This window comes from Methylobacterium sp. (genome assembly GCF_028290105.1).
Taxonomy (GTDB): Bacteria; Pseudomonadota; Alphaproteobacteria; order Rhizobiales; family Beijerinckiaceae; genus Methylobacterium.
The window spans coordinates 1-17,914 of record NZ_JAQGKL010000261.1; the positions used below are offsets into that span (position 1 = coordinate 1).

The window sequence follows — 17,914 nt, forward strand, 5'->3', positions numbered from 1 at the left end:
ATCGCGCGCTCGGATTACGTCACCGGGGTCGGGGTGGCGCCGGCCCAGCCCGTGCCGTTCAGCCACAAGCACCATTCGGGCGAACTCGGCATCGATTGCCGCTACTGCCACACCACCGTGGAGACCCAGGCCAGCGCCGGGCTGCCCCCGACACAGACCTGCATGACCTGCCATTCGCAGATCTGGACCGGCTCGGACATGCTCAAACCCGTGCGCGACAGCTACGCCACCGGCGAGCCCCTGCGCTGGACGCGGCTGAACAAGCTGCCGCAATACGTCTACTACAATCATTCCGTGCACGTGACGAAGGGGATCGGCTGCTCCACCTGCCACGGCGACGTCACCACCATGCAGATGACGTTCCGCGCCAACGCCTTCGAGATGCGGTTCTGCCTCGATTGCCACCAGGCGCCGGAGCGTTACGTGCGCACCCCCGATCAGGTCTGGAACATGAACTGGAGCCCGCCCGCCGACCAGGCGAGCCTCGGGCCGGAACTCGTCGTGAAAAACCATATCCACGGTGGCGACCGGCTCACCGAGTGCGGGATCTGCCACCGATGAGCGGCCATCCGCCCGACCTCGCGCACCTGCGCGGCCGCCTCGCAGCGGGCGGCGGGCCGGCCTTCTGGCGCAGCCTCGACGCCCTGGCCGAGACCGAGGCCTTCCGGTCCTATCTCACCGCCGAGTTCCCGGGGGCGCTGCCCCTGGCGCAGGGACCCGAGCGGCGCGGCTTCCTCAAGCTGATGGCGGCCTCCTTCGCGCTCGCGGGCCTCTCGGCCTGCGATGCCTTCGACGGGCGCGCTCGCGAGGTGCCCTACGTGGTGCAGCCCGAGCGCATCGTCGCGAGCGCGCCGCTCACCTACGCGTCGTCCGCGCTGTTCGATGGGTTCGCCAACGGCATCCTGGTCACCACGCGCGACGGGCGGCCCCTGAAGGTCGAGGGCAATCCCGAGCATCCCTGGAGCCGGGGCGGCACCGACGTCATGGCCCAGGCCTCGGTGCTCGGGCTCTACGATCCGTTCCGCAGCCAGGCCGTGCGGAACCTCGGGCGCCCATCCGCCTGGTCGGCCTTTCGCGCCGCGCTGCTGCCGCGCCTCGCGGCTCTGCGCGAGAGCGGCGGCGCCGGATTTCATCTCCTCACCGGTCCGGTGACCTCCCCGGCTCTGGCCGGCGAGATCGGGCGGCTGCGCGCGGCCTATCCCGCCCTGCGCTGGCACGTCTGCGAGACGGTATCGCGCGCCAACCTCTACGAGGGCGCGCGCCGGGCCTTTGGCCGGCCGCTGGAGACGCAGGTCCGGTTCGCGCAGGCCCGCAGCATCGTCGCCCTCGACGGCGACTTCCTCGATGTCGGGCCGGGGCAGGTCGGCCTGTCCCGGCGCTGGATCGACGCGCGCCGGGCGGCGCACGCCGACGGCCGCCTCCTCACCCTGCATGCGGCGGCACCGACCCCGGGGCTGACCAGCGTCAAGGCCGACCACGGCCTCGCGGCCGGCTCGGACGAGATCGCGCGCCTGGGCCAGGACCTGCTGCGGATCGCCGAGGGCGGCCGGCCCGAGGCGGCCGACGGTCCGATGGCGGCGTGGCTGGCGCGCGCCGGCGCGGAACTCCTCGCCCACCGGGGGCGGAGCGTCGTCACCGCCGGTCTCGCCCAGCCGGCCGAGATCCATGCCCTCGTCCACCGCATCAACGGGGCCTTGGGCAACACCGGCGCCACGGTCGTCCACACCGCGCCGGTGCCGGTGCTCGGCGCCGAGAGCCTGTCCGATCTGACCGACGCGATGGCGCGAGGAAGCGTGGGCACCCTGCTGATGCTGGGGGTCAACCCGGCCTATGCGGGCCCGGGCGACCTCGCCTTCGCCGAAAACCTGTCCCGGGTGGGGTGGACGATCCACGCGGGGACCTATGCCGACGAGACCGCCGCCCACGCCGACTGGCACCTGCCGCTGGCGCATCCGCTGGAGAGCTGGGGCGATGCCCGCGCCCTCGACGGGACGGTGGGGCTCCTGCAGCCGACGGTGGCGCCCCTGTATGGCGGGCGCTCGGCCCACGAGATCCTCGCGTTTTTCGGGGCCGAGGCGCCGGTCACGGAGGGGCCGGCGCAGGGGCTCGACCTCCTGAGGCGCCAGTGGCGCCGGCCGGGCGAGGACGAGAACGCCTTCGAGGCCCGGTTCACCGAGACCCTGCGCCTCGGCTTCGTGCCGGACACGGCCCTTGCCGTCGAGGTCGTGACCCTGACGGGCGGCGTCGCGCCACCCGTCGCCGCCCCCGGCTCCGAGGACAGGATCGAGGCCGTCTTCCGCCCCGACCCGTGTGTCTGGGACGGGGCGTCGGCCGATCTCGGCTGGCTCCAGGAATTGCCCAAGCCCCTGACCAAGGTGGTCTGGGAGAACGTCGTCGCGGTGAGCCCGAAGCTCGCCGAGCGCCTGCATCTCGCCACCGGGGACATCGTGGCGATCGAGGCGAACGGGCGCCGCCTCGAAGGGGCGGCCTGGATCCTGCCCGGGCAGGCCGAGCGCACGATCACCCTCACCCTCGGCTACGGCCGCCGGGTGCCGGACCACCTCGCCCACGGCCTCGGCTACGACGCGAACGCGCTGCGCCCGAGTGCCACCCCCGATCGCCTCGCCGACGTCACGCTGACGAAGACCGGCCGGACGGGCAGGCCCGTGACGACGCAGGACCTCGGCACGATGCAGGGGCATGACTTCGTGCGCGTGCAGGCCTTGGGCGCCCCGAGCGTCGGCGATCCGCCGGGGCCCGCCCCCGCCTCCTTCTATCCCGAGCCGCCCTCGGCCGGACGCGGGGACGGCCGGGCCTGGGGCATGGTCATCGACCTCGACGCCTGCATCGGCTGCAACGCCTGCCTCACCGCCTGCCAATCCGAGAACAACATCCCGGTGGTGGGGCGCGAGGAGGTGGCGCGCGGGCGCTGGATGAACTGGCTGCGGGTGGACCGCTACTACGCGGGCGGCCTCGACGCGCCGGAGACGCATTTCCAGCCCGTACCCTGCATGCATTGCGAGGCCGCCCCGTGCGAACTCGGCTGCCCCGTGGAGGCGACGGTGCACGACAGCGAGGGCCTGAACCTGCAGGTCTACAACCGCTGCATCGGCACCCGCACCTGCCAGAGCTACTGCCCCTACAAGGTCCGGCGCTTCAACTACCTCGACTACACCGGCGGCATGGCGCCCGTGGAGCAGCAGCAGCGCAACCCGGACGTGACCGTGCGGGCGCGCGGCGTCATGGAGAAATGCACCTACTGCCTCCAGCGCATCGCGGGCGCACGCATCGACTCGGCCAAGGACGCGCACGCGCCGATCCCCGACGGGGCCGTCGAGACCGCCTGCCAGGGCGCCTGCCCGACCCGCGCCATCGTGTTCGGCGACCTCTCGGACGCGGGCAGCGGCGTGGCGGCGGCGCGCCGGGACCCGCGCAACTACGCGCTGCTCGGCGAACTCAACACCCGCCCGCGCACCACCTACCTCGCGAGCCTGGCGCCCGGCGCCGAGCCCGGCCGGGAGGGCTGACGCGCCATGGCGGGAGCCGTCCTCACCCCCCAGGCCCCGACGCGATCCGGAGCGAGCCTCGGGCGCGCGGTCTCCGGCCGTGCCCTGCACAACCCTCTGGGCAGGCGCTGGTGGATCGCCATGGCGGCGGCCTCCGGTCTCCTCGCCCTGTTCTTCGGGGTGATCCTCACCCTGCTCTTCACCGGCGTCGGGATCTGGAACAACAACAACGCCGTCGTCTGGGCCCTCGACATCGCCTCCTACGACTGGTGGATCGGCATCGCCTGCGGCAGCCTCGTGGTCGCGGGCGTCCTGCGCCTCACCGGCGCCCCGTGGCGCGGCGCGCTCACCCGCATCGCCGAGGCCAACGCCCTCCTCTGCACCCTCGCGGCCGGGCTCTACCCGATCATCCATCTCGGCCGGCCGTGGTTCTTCTACTGGAACCTGCCCTACCCCAACACGCTGGGCCTGTGGCCACAGTTCCGCTCGCCCTTGGTCTGGGACGCCATCGACATCGTCAGCTTCCTCGTGGTCACGGTGAGCCTCTGGTATATCGGCCTTCTCCCCGACCTCGCGACCCTGCGCGACCGGGCCTTCGAGGAGGCCGACGCCAAGTCCGCGCGGGCCGGGCGCCCGCGCCGCTGGCCCATGGTGAAGGCGCAGGCCTACGGCATCGCCGCCGCCGGCTGGCGCGGTTCGGCCTCGCACTGGCAGATCTGGGCGCAGGCCTACCGCATTGTCGCTCTCCTCGGCATCCTGCTCGTGGTCTCGCTTCAGACCGGGGCCTCGGTGATGCTGGCCGGCTCGGTGCTGCCGGGCTGGCACGACACGATCCTGCCCGTCACCTTCCTGGTCAACGCGATCTTCTCCGGCGTCGCCGTCACCGCCGCTCTGGCGATGCTGGTCCGCGCCGTCTACGGGCTCGAGGCGGTGATCACGCTGCGCCACGGCGAGATCCTGGCCCGGCTCCTCCTCGGCCTCGGCCTCGCCAGCCTCTACTGCTACGGCGCCGAATTCTTCTCAGGCTTCCTGCACGGCGATGCCTTCGAGCGCGCGACCCTGGCGCGCCGGCTCACCGGCGCCCATGCCTGGGCGTTCTGGATGGTGCTGACCTGCGCGCTGCTCCCCGTCCACCTGTTCTGGTGGGGGCGCTTCCGGCGCTCCCCCCTGGCGCTCGCCCTCGTCGGGGGCCTCGTGGCCGTGGGCGCCTATGCCGACCACGTCATGGTGCTGGTGGTGACGCTCTCGCACGATTTCCTGCCCTCCTCCGCCCTCGATTACCGGGTCGGGCTCTGGGGGGTCGCGACCTTCGCCGGCTCCGTGGGGATGTTCCTCGTCCTGCTCCTCCTGTTCCTGCGCACCCTGCCGGTGGCCTCGATCAGCGACATCCAGGCGGGTTCGCCGGTCGCGGACGGCCCCGCCTCGGGCACGGCGCGCGACGCGACACCGGCGGAAGGCCGCGACGCCGACACGCCGGTCTGGGGCGTCAGCGCGGAGTTCGACACGCAAGTCGGGCTGGCCGCCGCCATGCGCGCCCTGGCACGGCGCTATCCCGACCACGACCCGGCCGTGCGCCTCGACGCCTACGGCCCGGTACCGATGCCCGACGCCATGACGTGCCTCGCCCGCCGGCACCGCTCGATCCGCCCCTACGCGCTCGGCGCGGCGCTCGCCGGGGGCGCGGCCTTCTACGGGATGTGCGTCTACGCCACGGCCTACGGCTACGTCTTCGATGTCGGCGGGCGCCCGCGCTTCTCCTGGCCCTCCTTCGTGGTGCCGAGCCTGTCCTTCGCCATGATGTGCGGGACGCTGGCGGTGCTCGCCGTGTTCCTGTTCGTGAACCGCCTGCCGCGCCTCAACCATCCGGCCTTCAACATTCCGGGGTTCGGGCGGGCGACGCAGGACCGCTACTTCCTGGCGGCGGAAGCGCGCGGCCCCGGCTTCGAGCCCGCCCGCATCGAGCGCCTGCTCGCCGCCCTGCCCGAGGATTCCGGGCGCCCGCTCGCGGTCCGGCGGGTGCCGCGATGAGCCGGACCCTCGCCCTCGGACCGTGTCTCGGCCTCGGTCTGTGTCTCGCCCTCGCCGGCTGCGGCGAGGCGAACATGCGCGACCAGCCGCGCGCCAAGACCTGGGACGCCAACCGCTTCTTCCCGCAGGGCATGACCATGCGCGAGCCCGTGGCGGGCACCGTGCCCCGCATCGACCCCGCCCGCTACGTGCCCCGCCCGGCCCGCATCGACGCCGCCCTGCTGGCACGGGGCCAGGAGCGCTACGGCATCGCCTGCACGCCCTGCCACGGCCGCAGCGGCGACGGGAAGGGCATGATCGTGGCGCGCGGCTTTCCGGCGGCCCCCGCCTTTTCCGGCGCGGACCTGAGGGCCGCGTCGTCGGACCGGCTCTACGCGGCGATCACCCAAGGCCACCGGGCGATGTTCGGCATGGGCGCGCAGGTGGCCCCCGCCGACCGCTGGGCCATCGTCGCCTACGTGCGCGCCCTGCAGCTGAGCCAGGGCGCCGAGGTGGCGAGCCTGCCCGAGGAAGACCGGGCCGCGCTCCGGGCGCGCGCCGGGCGGGAGGCCGCCCGATGAGCGTGCCCCGCCCGCTGTTCCTCGTCCTCACCGGGCTTGCCGCCCTCGGCCTCGGCGTCCTCCTCGGGGATTGGCAGGCCTCCTACCGCGCCGCCTGGCTCTGCCTGCTGGCCCTGCCGGTGGGCGCCCTTCCCCTCGCGGCCGGCCTCGATGCCCTCGCGCCCGAGCGGTTCGCGCCCCTGCGCCCGGGTCTGCTGCGCTGTCTCGGGCTGATGCCGGTGGCGGCCCTCCTCGCCCTACCCCTGACGGCGGCATTGCCCACGCTCTCTCCCTTCGCCCGGGGGGCGCCCGCGCCGACGCCGCTCGCGGACATCTGGTTGACGACCCCGTTTCTCATGGCGCGCCTCGGCGCCGCCCTCGCCCTCTGGATCTGGCTCTGCCTGCGGGTCGCGCGGGGCCAGGGACCGGTCGCCCTGATCCTCGGCCTGCACGCGGTGCTGGCGACGCTGGTGAGCGTCGACCTCGTCACCGCCCTCGACCCGCGCCTCGGCTCCAGCCTGCTCGGCCTCCTGATGATGGTGGCCTGGAGCGGGCTGGCGCTCGCCGCCGCGATCCTGCTGACGCCGTCCGGGGGCCGGCCCGAAGCGGGGCTGCTGCCGCTGACCCTCCTACTCGCCGCCTGGGTCGCCCTGCACTTCGTGCAGTTCCTCGTGGTCTGGTCGGCCAACCTGCCCGCGGAGGTATCGTGGTACCTCGCGCGCGGCGGCCTGCTCGGACGGGGTCTGAGTCTCGCGGGCGCGGCCGTGGCGCTGCTCGCCGCCGCCCTCACCCTGCGCCCCGGCCCCTGGACGACCCGCGCGGTGGCGGGCCTCGCCCTGGCGGTGCATGCCGCCGAGATGGCCTGGTTCGTGACCCCGGCCCCGCGCGGCGCCTTCGTCGTCACGGTCTCGGATGTGCTGGCCGGGCTCGGGGTGGCTACCCTCGCCGCCGGCCTTGCGAGGCTGCCGGTGCTCCGGCCGGGCCGGGCTCCCGAGGAGCGACCCGCATGAACCAGCCCCCTCGCTCCAGCCTCCGGCTGATCCCCGCGATCCTCGCCGGCCTGATCCTGCGGCGCACCGGCGCGGTCTCGCGCCTTGATCGAGCCGCCGCGAAGGGCCTGCGGAACGGATCTTCGAATCACGACGAGGCTTCTGGTCACGACAAGGCTTGGGGCTACGAGCATAGCGACGTCGAGGCGGCCAAGACCGCATGGACGATGCTCGGGCTCGCGGGCGCGGTCCTCGTCACCATCGCGGCGGTGCTGGCCCTGAATCTCTTCGTGCTCGGGCGCCAGCGCGCCGCCCTGCCCCCGCTCACCGCGCGGCAGGTCACCGCGATCCGGCCCCCGCCCCCGAACCTGCAGGCCGACCCCTACGTGGATATCGGCGCCAAGGAGGCCGACGAGGCCGCCCGCCTCTCGGCCTACGCCTATCTCGACGCGGCCCGCACCCGCGCGCGCATCCCGATCGCCCGCGCCATGGCGCTGATGGCCGGCCGGCCCCTCGACCCCGAACCCGGGACAGATCCGGAAGCGCACAGGGCGCCGGCGCCATGAAGGCTCAGTCCGCCCTCGCGATCTGGCCGCCGGCCGCCTCCGCCGCGGCCCTCGAGACCGACCACATCATCCTGGGCTTCACCCTGCTGACCCTGCTCCTCACGGTGCCGGTCTTCCTCGCCATCACGTATTTCGCGGTGCGCTACCGGCGGGGCAAACGCGCCGACCGCAGCACGGACGAGCGCCGCAGCTTCCTCATCGAGATCAGCTGGATGCTGATCCCCTACGCGCTGACGCTGATCTTCTTCGGCTGGGGCGCCAAGGTCTTCATCGCCTCCCGGAACCCGCCGCCCGACGCGATGGTGGTGGAGGCGGTGGGCCGGCAATGGATGTGGAAGTTCCAGCATCCCACCGGCCAGTCGGAGATCAACGACCTGCACCTGCCCGTCGACCAGCCGATCCGCATCCGCATCACCAGCCAGGACGTGATCCACGCCCTCTACCTGCCGGCCCTGCGCCTGCAGATGGCGGCCCTGCCCGACCGGACCACCGAGATCTGGTTCAAGGCCGACCGCACCGGCACCTACCGCCTCTACTGCTCGGAATATTGCGGCACCGACCACTCGGCCATGGACGGAAACCTGACCCTTATGACCCAGGCCGATTACCAGCACTGGCTGACCCATGCGGGCGCGCAGCAATCGAACGTGGCGGCGGGGCGCGCCATCTACGAATCCTACGGCTGCGCCGGCTGCCACGATGGAGGCGTCGCGGGGGTGAAGGCCCCGCCGCTCGCCGGCCTTTACGGACGGGAGGTCCACCTCGCCGACGGCCGCACCGTCACGGCGGATGACGACTACATCCGGGCCAAGATCCTCAACCCCAACGCCGACCGGCTCGCCGGCGGCGGCAAGCAGGTGATGCCGAGCTTTCGCGGGGTGATCCCGGCGGACGACCTCGACCGCCTCGTCGGCTACCTCAGGTCCTACGACCGCGTCGCCGAAGGAACACCTCAACAAGGAACGCCCCAGCAAGGAACGCTCCAGCAAGGAACCCGCCGATGAGCCGCGCCGGCACCCTGCACGGCGACGCCGCCGCGCGCGAACCCCACACCCCGCAGCCGACCCTCGATCGGCCGGACGACTACCTCCACGCGCGATCGACCCTGCGCTCGTGGTTCCTCACCACCGACCACAAGCGCATCGCGCTGCTGTATCTGGCCAGCATCACCGCCTTCTTCGTCATCGGCGCGGTGGCCGCCGGCATCGTGCGCCTGGCGCTGGTCGTGCCCGACGGCGCGATCATGACCAACGACACCTACAACAAGGCCTTCACCATCCACGGGGTGGTGATGGTGTGGTTCTTTCTCATTCCGTCGATCCCTGCGACCTTCGGCAACTTCCTGATCCCGCTGATGATCGGGGCCAAGGACTTGGCCTTCCCCAAGCTCAACCTGGCGAGCTGGTACGTCTTCATGACGGGGGCCCTGTTCACGCTGATCTCGGTGGTGCTCGGCGGCGTCGATACCGGCTGGACCTTCTACGCGCCGCTCTCCACCGCCTTCTCGAACACCTGGGTGCTGCCGGCGCTGATCGGCGTCACCATCGTGGGCTTCTCCTCGATCCTGACGGGGCTCAACTTCGTCGTCACCATCCACACCATGCGCGCACCCGGCATGACCTGGTTCCGCCTGCCGATCTTCGTCTGGACGCATTACGCCACCAGCCTGATCTTCCTGCTGGCCACCCCCGTCATCACCCTGGCGCTGATCCTGCTCATCGCCGAGCGCGCCTTCCATGTCGGCGTGTTCGACCCGGCCTATGGCGGCGACCCGGTGCTGTTCCAGCACCTGTTCTGGTTCTACTCGCACCCGGCCGTGTACATCATGGTGCTGCCCGGCATGGGGGTGATCTCCGAGATCGTGCCGGCCTTCGCGCAGAAGAAGCTCTTTGGCTACCGCTTCGTGGCCTATGCGGCGATCGGGCTCGCCTCCGTGACTTTCTTCGTCTGGGGCCACCACATGTTCGTCAACGGGCAGAGCGACCTTGCGAGCCTCGCCTTCTCCGCCCTCTCCTTCGCGGTGGCCGTGCCCTCGGCGGTGAAGGTCTACAACTGGACCGCCACCATCCATAAGGGGAACCTGCGCCTCGACACCCCGATGCTCTACGCCATGGGCTATATCGGGCTGTTCGTGCTCGGCGGCCTGACGGGGCTGTATCTCGCCACGCTCGCCATCAACCAGCACATCCACGCCACCTACTTCGTGGTGGCGCATTTCCACTACATCATGGTCGGCGGCACCGTGCTGGCCTTCCTCGGCGGCCTGCACTTCTGGTGGCCCAAGATCACGGGCCGGATGTACAACGAGGCCTGGGGCCGGATCTCGGCCCTGTTCATCTTCGTCGGCTTCAACGTCACCTTCTTCCCGCAATTCATCCTCGGCTATCTCGGCATGCCGCGGCGCTACGCGACCTACCCGCCGGAATTCCAGCTCCTCAACGTGCTCTCCTCGGTGGGCTCGACCATCCTGGCGGCGGGCTACCTCTTCCCCATGGTCTATCTCGTCTATTCCCTGTGGTTCGGGCGGAAAGCGCCCGCCAACCCCTGGGACGCCAAGGGCCTCGAATGGGAGACGACCTCCCCGCCCCCGCCGCACAACTTTTCCGGGGCGCCCCGGGTGCCGGACGTGCCCTACGACTACCCGATCCAGGCCCCCGAGACCGGGAGTCACCACACGTGAGCGCCGGGACGGTCGACGCCCAGCCCGTCGGCGTGGAGCGCGTCGAACACTTCGCCACCGTCGCGCAGCAGCGCCACGCCGCGACGCTGGGCATGTGGGTCTGGCTGCTCACCGAACTGCTGCTGTTTTCCGGCCTGTTCCTCGTCGCGCTGATCCTGCGCCTGCTCCACCCGGAGGCGGTGCAGGCGGCGGCCGGGCACCTCAAGTTCTGGATCGGCGCGGCCAACACCGTGGTGCTGCTCTGCTCCAGTCTCACCATGTCGGCGGCGATCGAGCTTTCGCGCCTGGGCTGGCAGCGCCTGATGGTGGCCTGCCTGCTCGCGACGGCGAGCCTGGGCACGCTGTTCCTGATGCTGAAGGGCTACGAGTATTACGCGGATTACGAGGAGCACATGATGCCCTTCCTCGCCGGCCGGCCCTATGCGCTCGCCGAGCAGCCCGCGACCCGGCTCTTCGTCAACCTCTACTACGTGGCGACCGCGCTGCATGCGGTCCACCTCGTCACCGGCATCGCCATCCTGCTCGGAATCACCTGGAAGGCCTCGCGCCCCGGTTTCCTGGGCCGCCACCAGAACTGGATCGAGGTCTACGGCCTGTACTGGCACTTCATCGACCTGATCTGGATCATCGCCTTTCCGGTGCTCTACGTGGTCAACCGGTAGGGGCCGGACACCCATGGGAAAAAATACAACTCCGGGATGTTTTCGCTTGGTGCCCACCCGCTGGACCGCTAAGGGAAAAGCCGTCGACGGCGAGACGGGCGGGCATGGGACAGGTTCAACAGGTCTGGCTTATTCCGGCTCTGGCCGCATTGTTGCGAATGGCCGAGGAGCTTCGAAAGCCCCTCAAAGGCGGCAAGAAGTCGAAGCGCGATCGCTGGTTCGGACTGGAAGGGCGACCGGATTTCTCGGACTTTCGAGATTGGTGGCATCGACATGGGAAGGAAGACGCAGGGGGCCACGATCTCCAGACCAGGGAAGACGCGGTCGCGGCCTTTGAAGACTGGTTGTCAACCCGCTCATCTGGCCTAGGATCTTAAGCGATGGTTTCTCGCAGACCCGTTCCCGAGCGTATCGCGAAGGCTCTCGATCCCCTGGACGAGGCTGCCGAGATCGCGGCATTGCAGGCCCTCAAGATGGTGGATGGAGACCAGGGCTTCACCAATGCGGAGATGAGCGTCATTCTCGACCGAACGCGGTCGAATCGGTTGCGCAACGCCGCCGCGCTTGCCCTCGCCGACCGTCATGCGACGGGGTTGGCAGAGCACCTGACGGCGCTTCTCGCATCGCCGAAAATGGCGAAAGCCTCCGGAACGCTGCTCTTCGCCCTCGACCAGATCGACGGAATGCTGCCCGCGCCGGCATTCCTGAACCTCATCGAGAACGGGTCCTACGAAGCGCGGGCCGAGGCCCTGGCGTTTCTCGCGGACGAACGGGTCATCGAGTCGAATCCGGACGACGGCGAAGACCTCGTCGCGAAGCTTTCCGCTGTTGCGCGATCGGACGATGCGGACGCCGCCGAGGCCGCGGAGGAAGCGCTCGGGCACTGGCAGGCGCGCGCATCGACCTTCAAGCCATGAGCGGCGCCCGTCGCACGCTCGATCCCCGGGACCGCGCCCTCCTCCGGCGGCGCCTGCGCGGGCCGGTGCTGACCTTCCTGGCGCTGATGGCGCTGCTCGCCGTGAACGTGACGCTCGGGGCGACGCGGCCCTTCGAGCAGGTCTGGATCGTCGAATTGCTGGTGGTCGCCGCGATGGCGGCCATCATCCTCCTGGTGTCGATGGAGGTCCGGCACGAGCCGCCCCTGGTGCGCCTGTTCGCGGGCGTCGGCTTCTTCTGGGTCGCGATCCTGTTCGGGATGACGCTGACCGACTACCTCGCGCGCTGAAGGCCCCCGGAAACGAAGACGGCGGGGCTTTCGCCCCGCCGTCTTCGACTTAGGCCGCGGCTGGCCTCAATAGGCCGGGCCGCCCGAGGTGGTGCCGTAATTGGCGGTCGGCTTGTTGTTCTGCTCGGCATTGCCGGCCTTGGCCGAATCGTCCGGGCGACGGGTGAGCGAGCCGGTGGTCACGTCGTCGTAGTATCCGATGGCGCGGCTGCCGGGCGCGGTGGCGGCGGGGATGCCGGCCGGGGCGTTATAGCTCTGCGCGAGGGCGGACGAGACGGGGGCGCCGAGGGTCAGGACCAGTGCGGCGGCGGCGGAAGCAAGACGGATGTTCATGGTCGTCGTATCCAGATGTCCAAGCCCGGTCTCCGTCAAACACCCCTGGATCAGGTCCAGGATGTCCGGGGGCCGTTGTCTTGGCGTGGTCTGGAAATAGATCTGACCCCGGCCGGACGGCGTGCGCATCGGCACTCGATGCATGTGTCCAGCGCATTTTACCCGCCGCTATAGGCCTCTTTCATGCGTGTGTTGCATCACACATCCGAATGGGCGTCGATGTAATGGCGCAGGGCGCTGGCGGCGTTGAGCATGTGCGCGCGCATGCGCCGGGCCGCCGCTTCCCCGTCGCCCTCGGCGATCGCCGCCAGGATGGCCCCGTGCTCCTCGCGCGAGCCGCGGATGCGATCGCCGTGGCGCAGCTGCGTCCGGCGAAAGCCCGAGAGGCGGGTGCGCAGGGCGAGCGCCTGCTCCTTGAGGAAGCCGTTATGGGTGGCGCCGTAGAGGGCCTCGTGGAAGGCGCGGTTGAGCCCGTCATAGGCGTCGACGTCCCCCGCCGCCACCATCTCGCCCGAGCGCGCGTGCAGGTCCATGAGGTGGCTGCGCTCCAGCGGCGTCATCCGATAGGTGGCGAGCCGCACGCACATCGCCTCGAACTCGGCGGTGGTCTCGAACATGTCCATGATCCGCTCCGGCGTCATGCGGGTCACGACGACCCCCCGGCGCGGGCGCAGTTCCACCAGGCCGTTGAAGGCGAGCTGGCGCAGCGCCTCCCGCACGGGCGTGCGCGAGGCGCCGAAGCGGTCGGCGAGGTCCTGCTCGTCGAGGGCCGTGCCGGCGGCGAGCCGGCCGGCGGCGATCTCGTCGGTGAGCGCGTTGCGGATCTGGTCCGAGAGGAGCCCGCGCTCCGCCACCTGTTCGTCCATCGTGCCCTCTTGCCTCACATCCGGTCCCTGTCGACGGACGCGCGACGCCCAGTCCGTCATCCCACGATGGCCCGAACCGTCAGGTAGAACAGCGACGGACCGACGAGACAGCCGATTCCGGTGTGGAAGGTCGCCGTCAGGGCGCCGTAGGGCACGAGCTTCGGGTCGGTGGCGGCCAGGCCCCCGGCCACCCCGCTCACCGTTCCCATCAGGCCGCCGAAGGCCATGGCCGAGCGCGGATTGTCCAACCCGATGAGCCTGGCCACCAGCGGCGTGCCCACCATCACCATCACGGCCTTGGTCACGCCGGTGGCGATGGACAGCGCCATCACGGCGGAATCCGCCCCGAGCGCCGCCCCCGTCACCGGCCCGACGATGTAGGTGACGGCGCCGGCCCCGATCGTGGTGATGCTCACCGCGTCGGTGTAGCCGAAGGCGACCGCCGTCAGCGCGCCGACGATGAAGGGGATGACGGTGCCGAGCGCCAGCGCCAGCACCCCGAGGAGGCCCGCGCGGCGCGCCTCCACGACATCGACCTCGAAGGCCGTGGCGACGATGGCGAAGTCGCGCAGCATCGCCCCGCCCATCAGGCCGATGCCGGCGAAGACCGGCAGGTCGGCGACCCCCTTCTTGCCGCCGGTATAGAGGCCGGCGACATAGGCGAGGACCAGCCCGAGCACGATGGCGATGGCCGAGCCGTGGACCCGCCCGGCGGTGAGCCGGCGGCTGGCGAGGTTCGAGACCAGCATCAGCCCGCCCACCACCGCGAAGGCGGCGACCAGGCTCTGCTCGACGAAGACGTGTTCGATCATGTGCAGCATGGGATCAGACCTTCCGCGCCGGTTGCGGTCGTGCCGGGGGGGACGGGGACAGGGCCTCGTCGCCATCCCCGGCGATCACCGCGCCGCCGTGGCGGATCTGTTCGTTCTCCAGGGGCGCGTCCCGGCGCCCGAAATGGCCGAGCAGCGCCACGCAGGCGAAGCACAGGAGCAGCGACACGGTGGCGGCGATGAGCACGATGGGCCCGCCGCGCACGGCCGCCACCACGTTCTGCTGGGCCGCCATGGCGACCACGATGGGGATGTACATGGTCGACCAGAACTCGACCCCGAGCTTGATGCCGCCGCCGAGCTTGCCCCGGGCGACCAGCCAGGACCGAGCCGCGATGAGCAGGATCATGGCGAGGCCGACCCCGCCGACATTGGCCTTCACCCCGAGGGCGACGCCCAGAAGGTCGCCGAGGAACACCCCGATGAGCGTGCAGAGCGCGAGAAGCGCGACGCCGAAGATGGTCATCGGGCGTCCTCGCGCGTTGTCTCGATCAGGATCGGTGTTTCGAATGCACGGGGCATGGCGCGTCCCTCCTGGGTATGCGGTGATTCGTTTTTTGATTGGTTTCAGTATACCGTTGATTGACAAAGACGCAATTTGGAATACTGATTAGCGGAAAGAACGACATTCGGCATGTCGTGTGGCGCAGATCGAGCCACGCCGTATACGCGGGACGGAACGAGGGAGCGGCCGGATGACGGATTGGCGGCAGGAGCGGACCGCCCGCGAGGCGCGCCTCGAACGGGCGCGGCGGCATGCGGACGGCAAGGTCGTCCCGGCGGCGCGCGTCGTGGACTTGCTGGAGGCGATCCTGCAGCCGGGTGACCGGGTCTGCCTTGAGGGCGACAACCAGAAACAGGCCGATTGCCTCGCGCGCGGCCTCTCCGCCTGCGATCCGGCCCGGGTTCACGACCTGCACATGGTGCAGTCGGGCATCGTCCTGCCCGAGCATCTCGACATCTTCGAGCAGGGCATCGCCCGGCGGCTCGACTACTCGTATTCCGGGCCCCAGGGCGCCCGCATCGCCAAGATGCTCTACGGCGGCCAGATCGAGCTCGGGGCGGTGCACACCTACCTCGAACTCTTCGCGCGCTACTTCATCGACCTGACGCCCAACGTCGCGCTGATCGCCGGCGTCTCGGCGGACCGGGAGGGCAACCTCTATACGGGGCCCAACACCGAGGACACGCCCACCGTGGTGGAGGCGACCGCCTTCAAGAACGGCGTGGTGGTGGCCCAGGTGAACGAGATCGTCGACCGGGTGCCCCGGGTCGACATCCCGGGCGACCGGATCGACTTCGTGGTCGAGGCCGACAAGCCGTTCTACGTCGAGCCCCTGTTCACCCGCGACCCGGCGGCGGTGACCGAGACCCAGATCCTGATGGCCATGATGGCGATCAAGGGGATCTACGCCGAATACGGCATCCGGCGCCTCAACCACGGCATCGGCTTCGGCACCGCCGCCATCGAATTGCTGCTGCCGACCTATGCCGAGCGGCTCGGCCTCAAGGGCAAGATCGCGACCCACTGGGCGCTGAACCCGCATCCGAGCCTGATCCCGGCGATCGAATCCGGCTGGGTCAGCCAGATCCACTGCTTCGGCTCGGAGGTGGGGATGGACAACTACATCCGCGCCCGGCCGGACGTGTTCTTCACCGGCTCCGACGGGAGCCTGCGGTCGAACCGCGCCTTCTGCCAGACGGCGGGGCTCTATGCCTGCGACCTCTTCATCGGCTCCACCCTGCAGATCGATCTCCAGGGCCATTCCTCGACCGTGACCACCAACCGCGTGGCGGGCTTCGGCGGCGCGCCGAACATGGGTTCGGACCCGCACGGGCGGCGCCACCCCTCCGACACCTGGATGAAGGCCGGCCGCGAGGCCGGCGGCACCGGCGATCCGGCCCTGCGGCGGGGGCGCAAGCTCGTGGTGCAGCTCGTCGAAACCTTCGGCGACAAGCTGGTCCCCGCCTTCGTCGAACGGCTCGACGCCTTGGAACTCGCGAGGAAGCTGAACCTCGAACTCGCCCCCGTGATGGTCTACGCCGACGACGTCACCCACATCGTCACGGAGGAGGGCATCGCCAACCTGCTCCTGTGCCGGACGCTGGACGAGCGCGAGCAGGCGATCCGCGGGGTCGCGGGCTACACCGAGGTCGGCCGGGGCCGCGACCACGCCGAGGTCGAGCGCCTGCGCGCGCGCGGCGTCATCCGCAGGCCCGAGGACCTCGGCATCGAGCCCCTCGACGCCGACCGCTCGCTGCTCGCGGCGCGCTCGATCAAGGACCTCGTGCACTGGTCGGGCGGGCTCTACGAGCCGCCGGCCAAGTTCCGGAACTGGTGAGGGGATTTCGCCATGGAGACGCTGACCTTCCGCTACGCGACGACGCAGACGCTGCCAGGCTCCCGCCCGAGCGCGATCACCGGGGTGGTGGCCTCCGGCAACCTCGAGGTGCTGCTCGAGCGCAACGCCCCCCCCGGCGAGTGCCGGGTCGAGATCGACACGGCGATCAACGGCTATGGCGACGTCTGGGCGGCGGTGGTGGCGGATTTCGTCGCCCGCCGGCAGCCGGGGGGCCTGACCATCACCATCAACGACGGGGGTGCCCGCCCCGACACCGTATCCTTGCGCCTGGCTCAGGGCGCCCGCCTGATGGAGGCGTCGTGATGGACCGCGAGACGACCTGGAAGCCGGTCACCCTCTCGACCGCGCCCCTCGACCAGAGCTGGTACGAGGCCAGCGCCCGCGCGCGCCTGGCCGGCCTCCTCGACGCCGACAGCTTCGCGGAATTCATCGGCCCCGAGCAGCGGATGATGAGCCCGCACCTGCCGCTGTTCGACCTGCCGCGCGCCTTCGACGACGGCATGATCGTGGGGCGCGGCCGGCTCGCGGGCCGGGACGTGCTCGCCGCCGCGCAGGAGGGCCGCTTCATGGGCGGGGCCTTCGGCGAGATCCACGGCGCCAAGCTCGTCGGCCTGCTGCGGGCGGCACTCGTCGTGAAGCCGGCGGCCGTGTTGATCTTGTTCGACACCGGCGGGGTGCGCCTGCAGGAGGCCAATGCCGGCGAGACCGCCATCGCGGAGATCATGCGGGCGATCACGCAGGTCCGTGCCGCCGGCATCCCGGTGGTCGGCCTCATCGGCGGCCGGGCCGGCTGCTACGGCGGCGGCGGGCTCATCGCCGGCACCTGCGCCCGGCTCGTCATCTCCGAGGGCGGGCGCCTCAGCGTCTCCGGCCCGGAGGTGATCGAGACCAACAAGGGCGCGGAGGAATTCGATTCCCGCGACCGGGCCCTCGTCTGGCGCACCATGGGCGGCAAGCACCGGCGCCTCATCGGCGCGGCGGATGCCTTCGCGGACGACACGATCGGGGCCTTTCGCGAGGCCGCGCTCACCGCGATCCCGGCCGCTCCCGCCTTCGACCTGCCCACCCTCGAGGCCGAGCAGGCCCGGCTCGAGGCCCGCCTGGAGCGCTTCGGCGACGCCCGGGACGCCACCGAGATCTGGGGCCGCCTCGGGATCAACGACCCCGCCGCCGTGCCGGGCCTGACCACCGAGGCCTTCGACACCCTGCTCGCCGGCCTGCCGGAGGTTTCTCATGACGCTCGCTGAGATTCTCGCCTCGCTGTTCCCGGACGGCCACGCCGTCACGGTGGCGGACGGCCTGATCGGCGGCGCGGGTCCGCTCGGTG

The 17,914-nt window shown here is 70.8% G+C and carries 18 protein-coding genes and 1 pseudogene; 15 read left to right on the forward strand and 4 right to left on the reverse strand.

The window, feature by feature from the left end:
- The 11 genes from JWQ05_RS18420 to JWQ05_RS18470 all read left to right on the forward strand — a co-directional run.
- A partial coding sequence (locus tag JWQ05_RS18420; protein ID WP_299661527.1) for a cytochrome c3 family protein occupies positions 1-561 on the forward strand: 561 nt, incomplete at its 5' end.
- On the forward strand, positions 558-3,527 hold the full coding sequence (locus tag JWQ05_RS18425; RefSeq protein ID WP_299661530.1) for a TAT-variant-translocated molybdopterin oxidoreductase: 2,970 nt from the start codon (positions 558-560) through the stop codon (positions 3,525-3,527). The genes JWQ05_RS18420 and JWQ05_RS18425, both read left to right, overlap by 4 nt.
- 6 nt (positions 3,528-3,533) lie before the next feature.
- Entirely contained in the window at positions 3,534-5,534 is a 2,001-nt protein-coding gene (locus JWQ05_RS18430) for a quinol:electron acceptor oxidoreductase subunit ActD (RefSeq protein ID WP_299661533.1), read from the forward strand.
- Entirely contained in the window at positions 5,531-6,094 is a 564-nt protein-coding gene (locus JWQ05_RS18435; protein WP_299661536.1) for a cytochrome c, read from the forward strand. The genes JWQ05_RS18430 and JWQ05_RS18435 overlap by 4 nt, the downstream gene beginning before the upstream one ends.
- On the forward strand, positions 6,091-7,083 hold the full coding sequence (locus JWQ05_RS18440; RefSeq protein ID WP_299661538.1) for a hypothetical protein: 993 nt from the start codon (positions 6,091-6,093) through the stop codon (positions 7,081-7,083). Before JWQ05_RS18435 ends, JWQ05_RS18440 begins: the two co-directional genes overlap by 4 nt.
- A complete protein-coding gene (locus JWQ05_RS18445; protein WP_299661540.1) occupies positions 7,080-7,628 on the forward strand; it encodes a hypothetical protein in 549 nt (182 codons plus the stop codon). Before JWQ05_RS18440 ends, JWQ05_RS18445 begins: the two co-directional genes overlap by 4 nt.
- Positions 7,625-8,632 (forward strand): cytochrome c oxidase subunit II, encoded by a 1,008-nt coding sequence (gene coxB, locus JWQ05_RS18450; protein ID WP_299661543.1) that lies wholly within the window; start codon positions 7,625-7,627, stop codon positions 8,630-8,632. The genes JWQ05_RS18445 and coxB overlap by 4 nt, the downstream gene beginning before the upstream one ends.
- Positions 8,629-10,308, forward strand: a complete 1,680-nt coding sequence (locus JWQ05_RS18455) for a cbb3-type cytochrome c oxidase subunit I (RefSeq protein ID WP_299661545.1) — start codon at positions 8,629-8,631, stop codon at positions 10,306-10,308. The genes coxB and JWQ05_RS18455 overlap by 4 nt, the downstream gene beginning before the upstream one ends.
- On the forward strand, positions 10,305-10,970 hold the full coding sequence (locus JWQ05_RS18460) for a cytochrome c oxidase subunit 3 (RefSeq protein ID WP_299661548.1): 666 nt from the start codon (positions 10,305-10,307) through the stop codon (positions 10,968-10,970). Before JWQ05_RS18455 ends, JWQ05_RS18460 begins: the two co-directional genes overlap by 4 nt.
- A 458-nt stretch (positions 10,971-11,428) precedes the next feature.
- On the forward strand, positions 11,429-11,887 hold the full coding sequence (locus JWQ05_RS18465; protein ID WP_299661551.1) for a hypothetical protein: 459 nt from the start codon (positions 11,429-11,431) through the stop codon (positions 11,885-11,887).
- A complete protein-coding gene (locus JWQ05_RS18470; RefSeq protein WP_299661554.1) occupies positions 11,884-12,195 on the forward strand; it encodes an oxidase in 312 nt (103 codons plus the stop codon). The genes JWQ05_RS18465 and JWQ05_RS18470 overlap by 4 nt, the downstream gene beginning before the upstream one ends.
- A 66-nt stretch (positions 12,196-12,261) precedes the next feature.
- On the opposite strand, the gene JWQ05_RS18475 is transcribed toward JWQ05_RS18470, so the two are convergent.
- From JWQ05_RS18475 to madL, 4 genes are all read right to left on the reverse strand, one after another.
- A complete protein-coding gene (locus JWQ05_RS18475; RefSeq protein WP_299661557.1) occupies positions 12,262-12,528 on the reverse strand; it encodes a hypothetical protein in 267 nt (88 codons plus the stop codon).
- 197 nt (positions 12,529-12,725) lie between these two features.
- A complete protein-coding gene (locus JWQ05_RS18480; RefSeq protein ID WP_299661560.1) occupies positions 12,726-13,394 on the reverse strand; it encodes a GntR family transcriptional regulator in 669 nt (222 codons plus the stop codon).
- A gap of 56 nt (positions 13,395-13,450) precedes the next feature.
- The gene (madM, locus tag JWQ05_RS18485; protein ID WP_299661562.1) at positions 13,451-14,215 is read right to left on the reverse strand and encodes a malonate transporter subunit MadM; all 765 of its coding nucleotides are present in this window, start codon (positions 14,213-14,215) and stop codon (positions 13,451-13,453) included.
- 4 nt (positions 14,216-14,219) lie between these two features.
- Positions 14,220-14,690 (reverse strand): malonate transporter subunit MadL, encoded by a 471-nt coding sequence (gene madL, locus JWQ05_RS18490; protein WP_299661564.1) that lies wholly within the window; start codon positions 14,688-14,690, stop codon positions 14,220-14,222.
- A 229-nt stretch (positions 14,691-14,919) separates the two neighbouring features.
- On the opposite strand from madL, the gene mdcA reads away from it, so the two are divergent.
- The 4 genes and pseudogenes from mdcA to JWQ05_RS18510 all read left to right on the forward strand — a co-directional run.
- Complete coding sequence (mdcA, locus tag JWQ05_RS18495) at positions 14,920-16,566, forward strand: malonate decarboxylase subunit alpha (protein WP_299661567.1); 1,647 nt, start codon at positions 14,920-14,922, stop codon at positions 16,564-16,566.
- A gap of 12 nt (positions 16,567-16,578) precedes the next feature.
- Positions 16,579-16,890, forward strand: a complete 312-nt coding sequence (gene mdcC / locus JWQ05_RS18500; protein ID WP_299661570.1) for a malonate decarboxylase acyl carrier protein — start codon at positions 16,579-16,581, stop codon at positions 16,888-16,890.
- Positions 16,890-17,834: a biotin-independent malonate decarboxylase subunit beta gene (locus JWQ05_RS18505; RefSeq protein ID WP_299661573.1), complete on the forward strand. Its 945-nt coding sequence runs from the start codon at positions 16,890-16,892 to the stop codon at positions 17,832-17,834. The genes mdcC and JWQ05_RS18505 overlap by 1 nt, the downstream gene beginning before the upstream one ends.
- Positions 17,821-17,914, forward strand: a pseudogene (locus JWQ05_RS18510) (biotin-independent malonate decarboxylase subunit gamma); the annotation flags it as partial. The gene JWQ05_RS18505 and the pseudogene JWQ05_RS18510, both read left to right, overlap by 14 nt.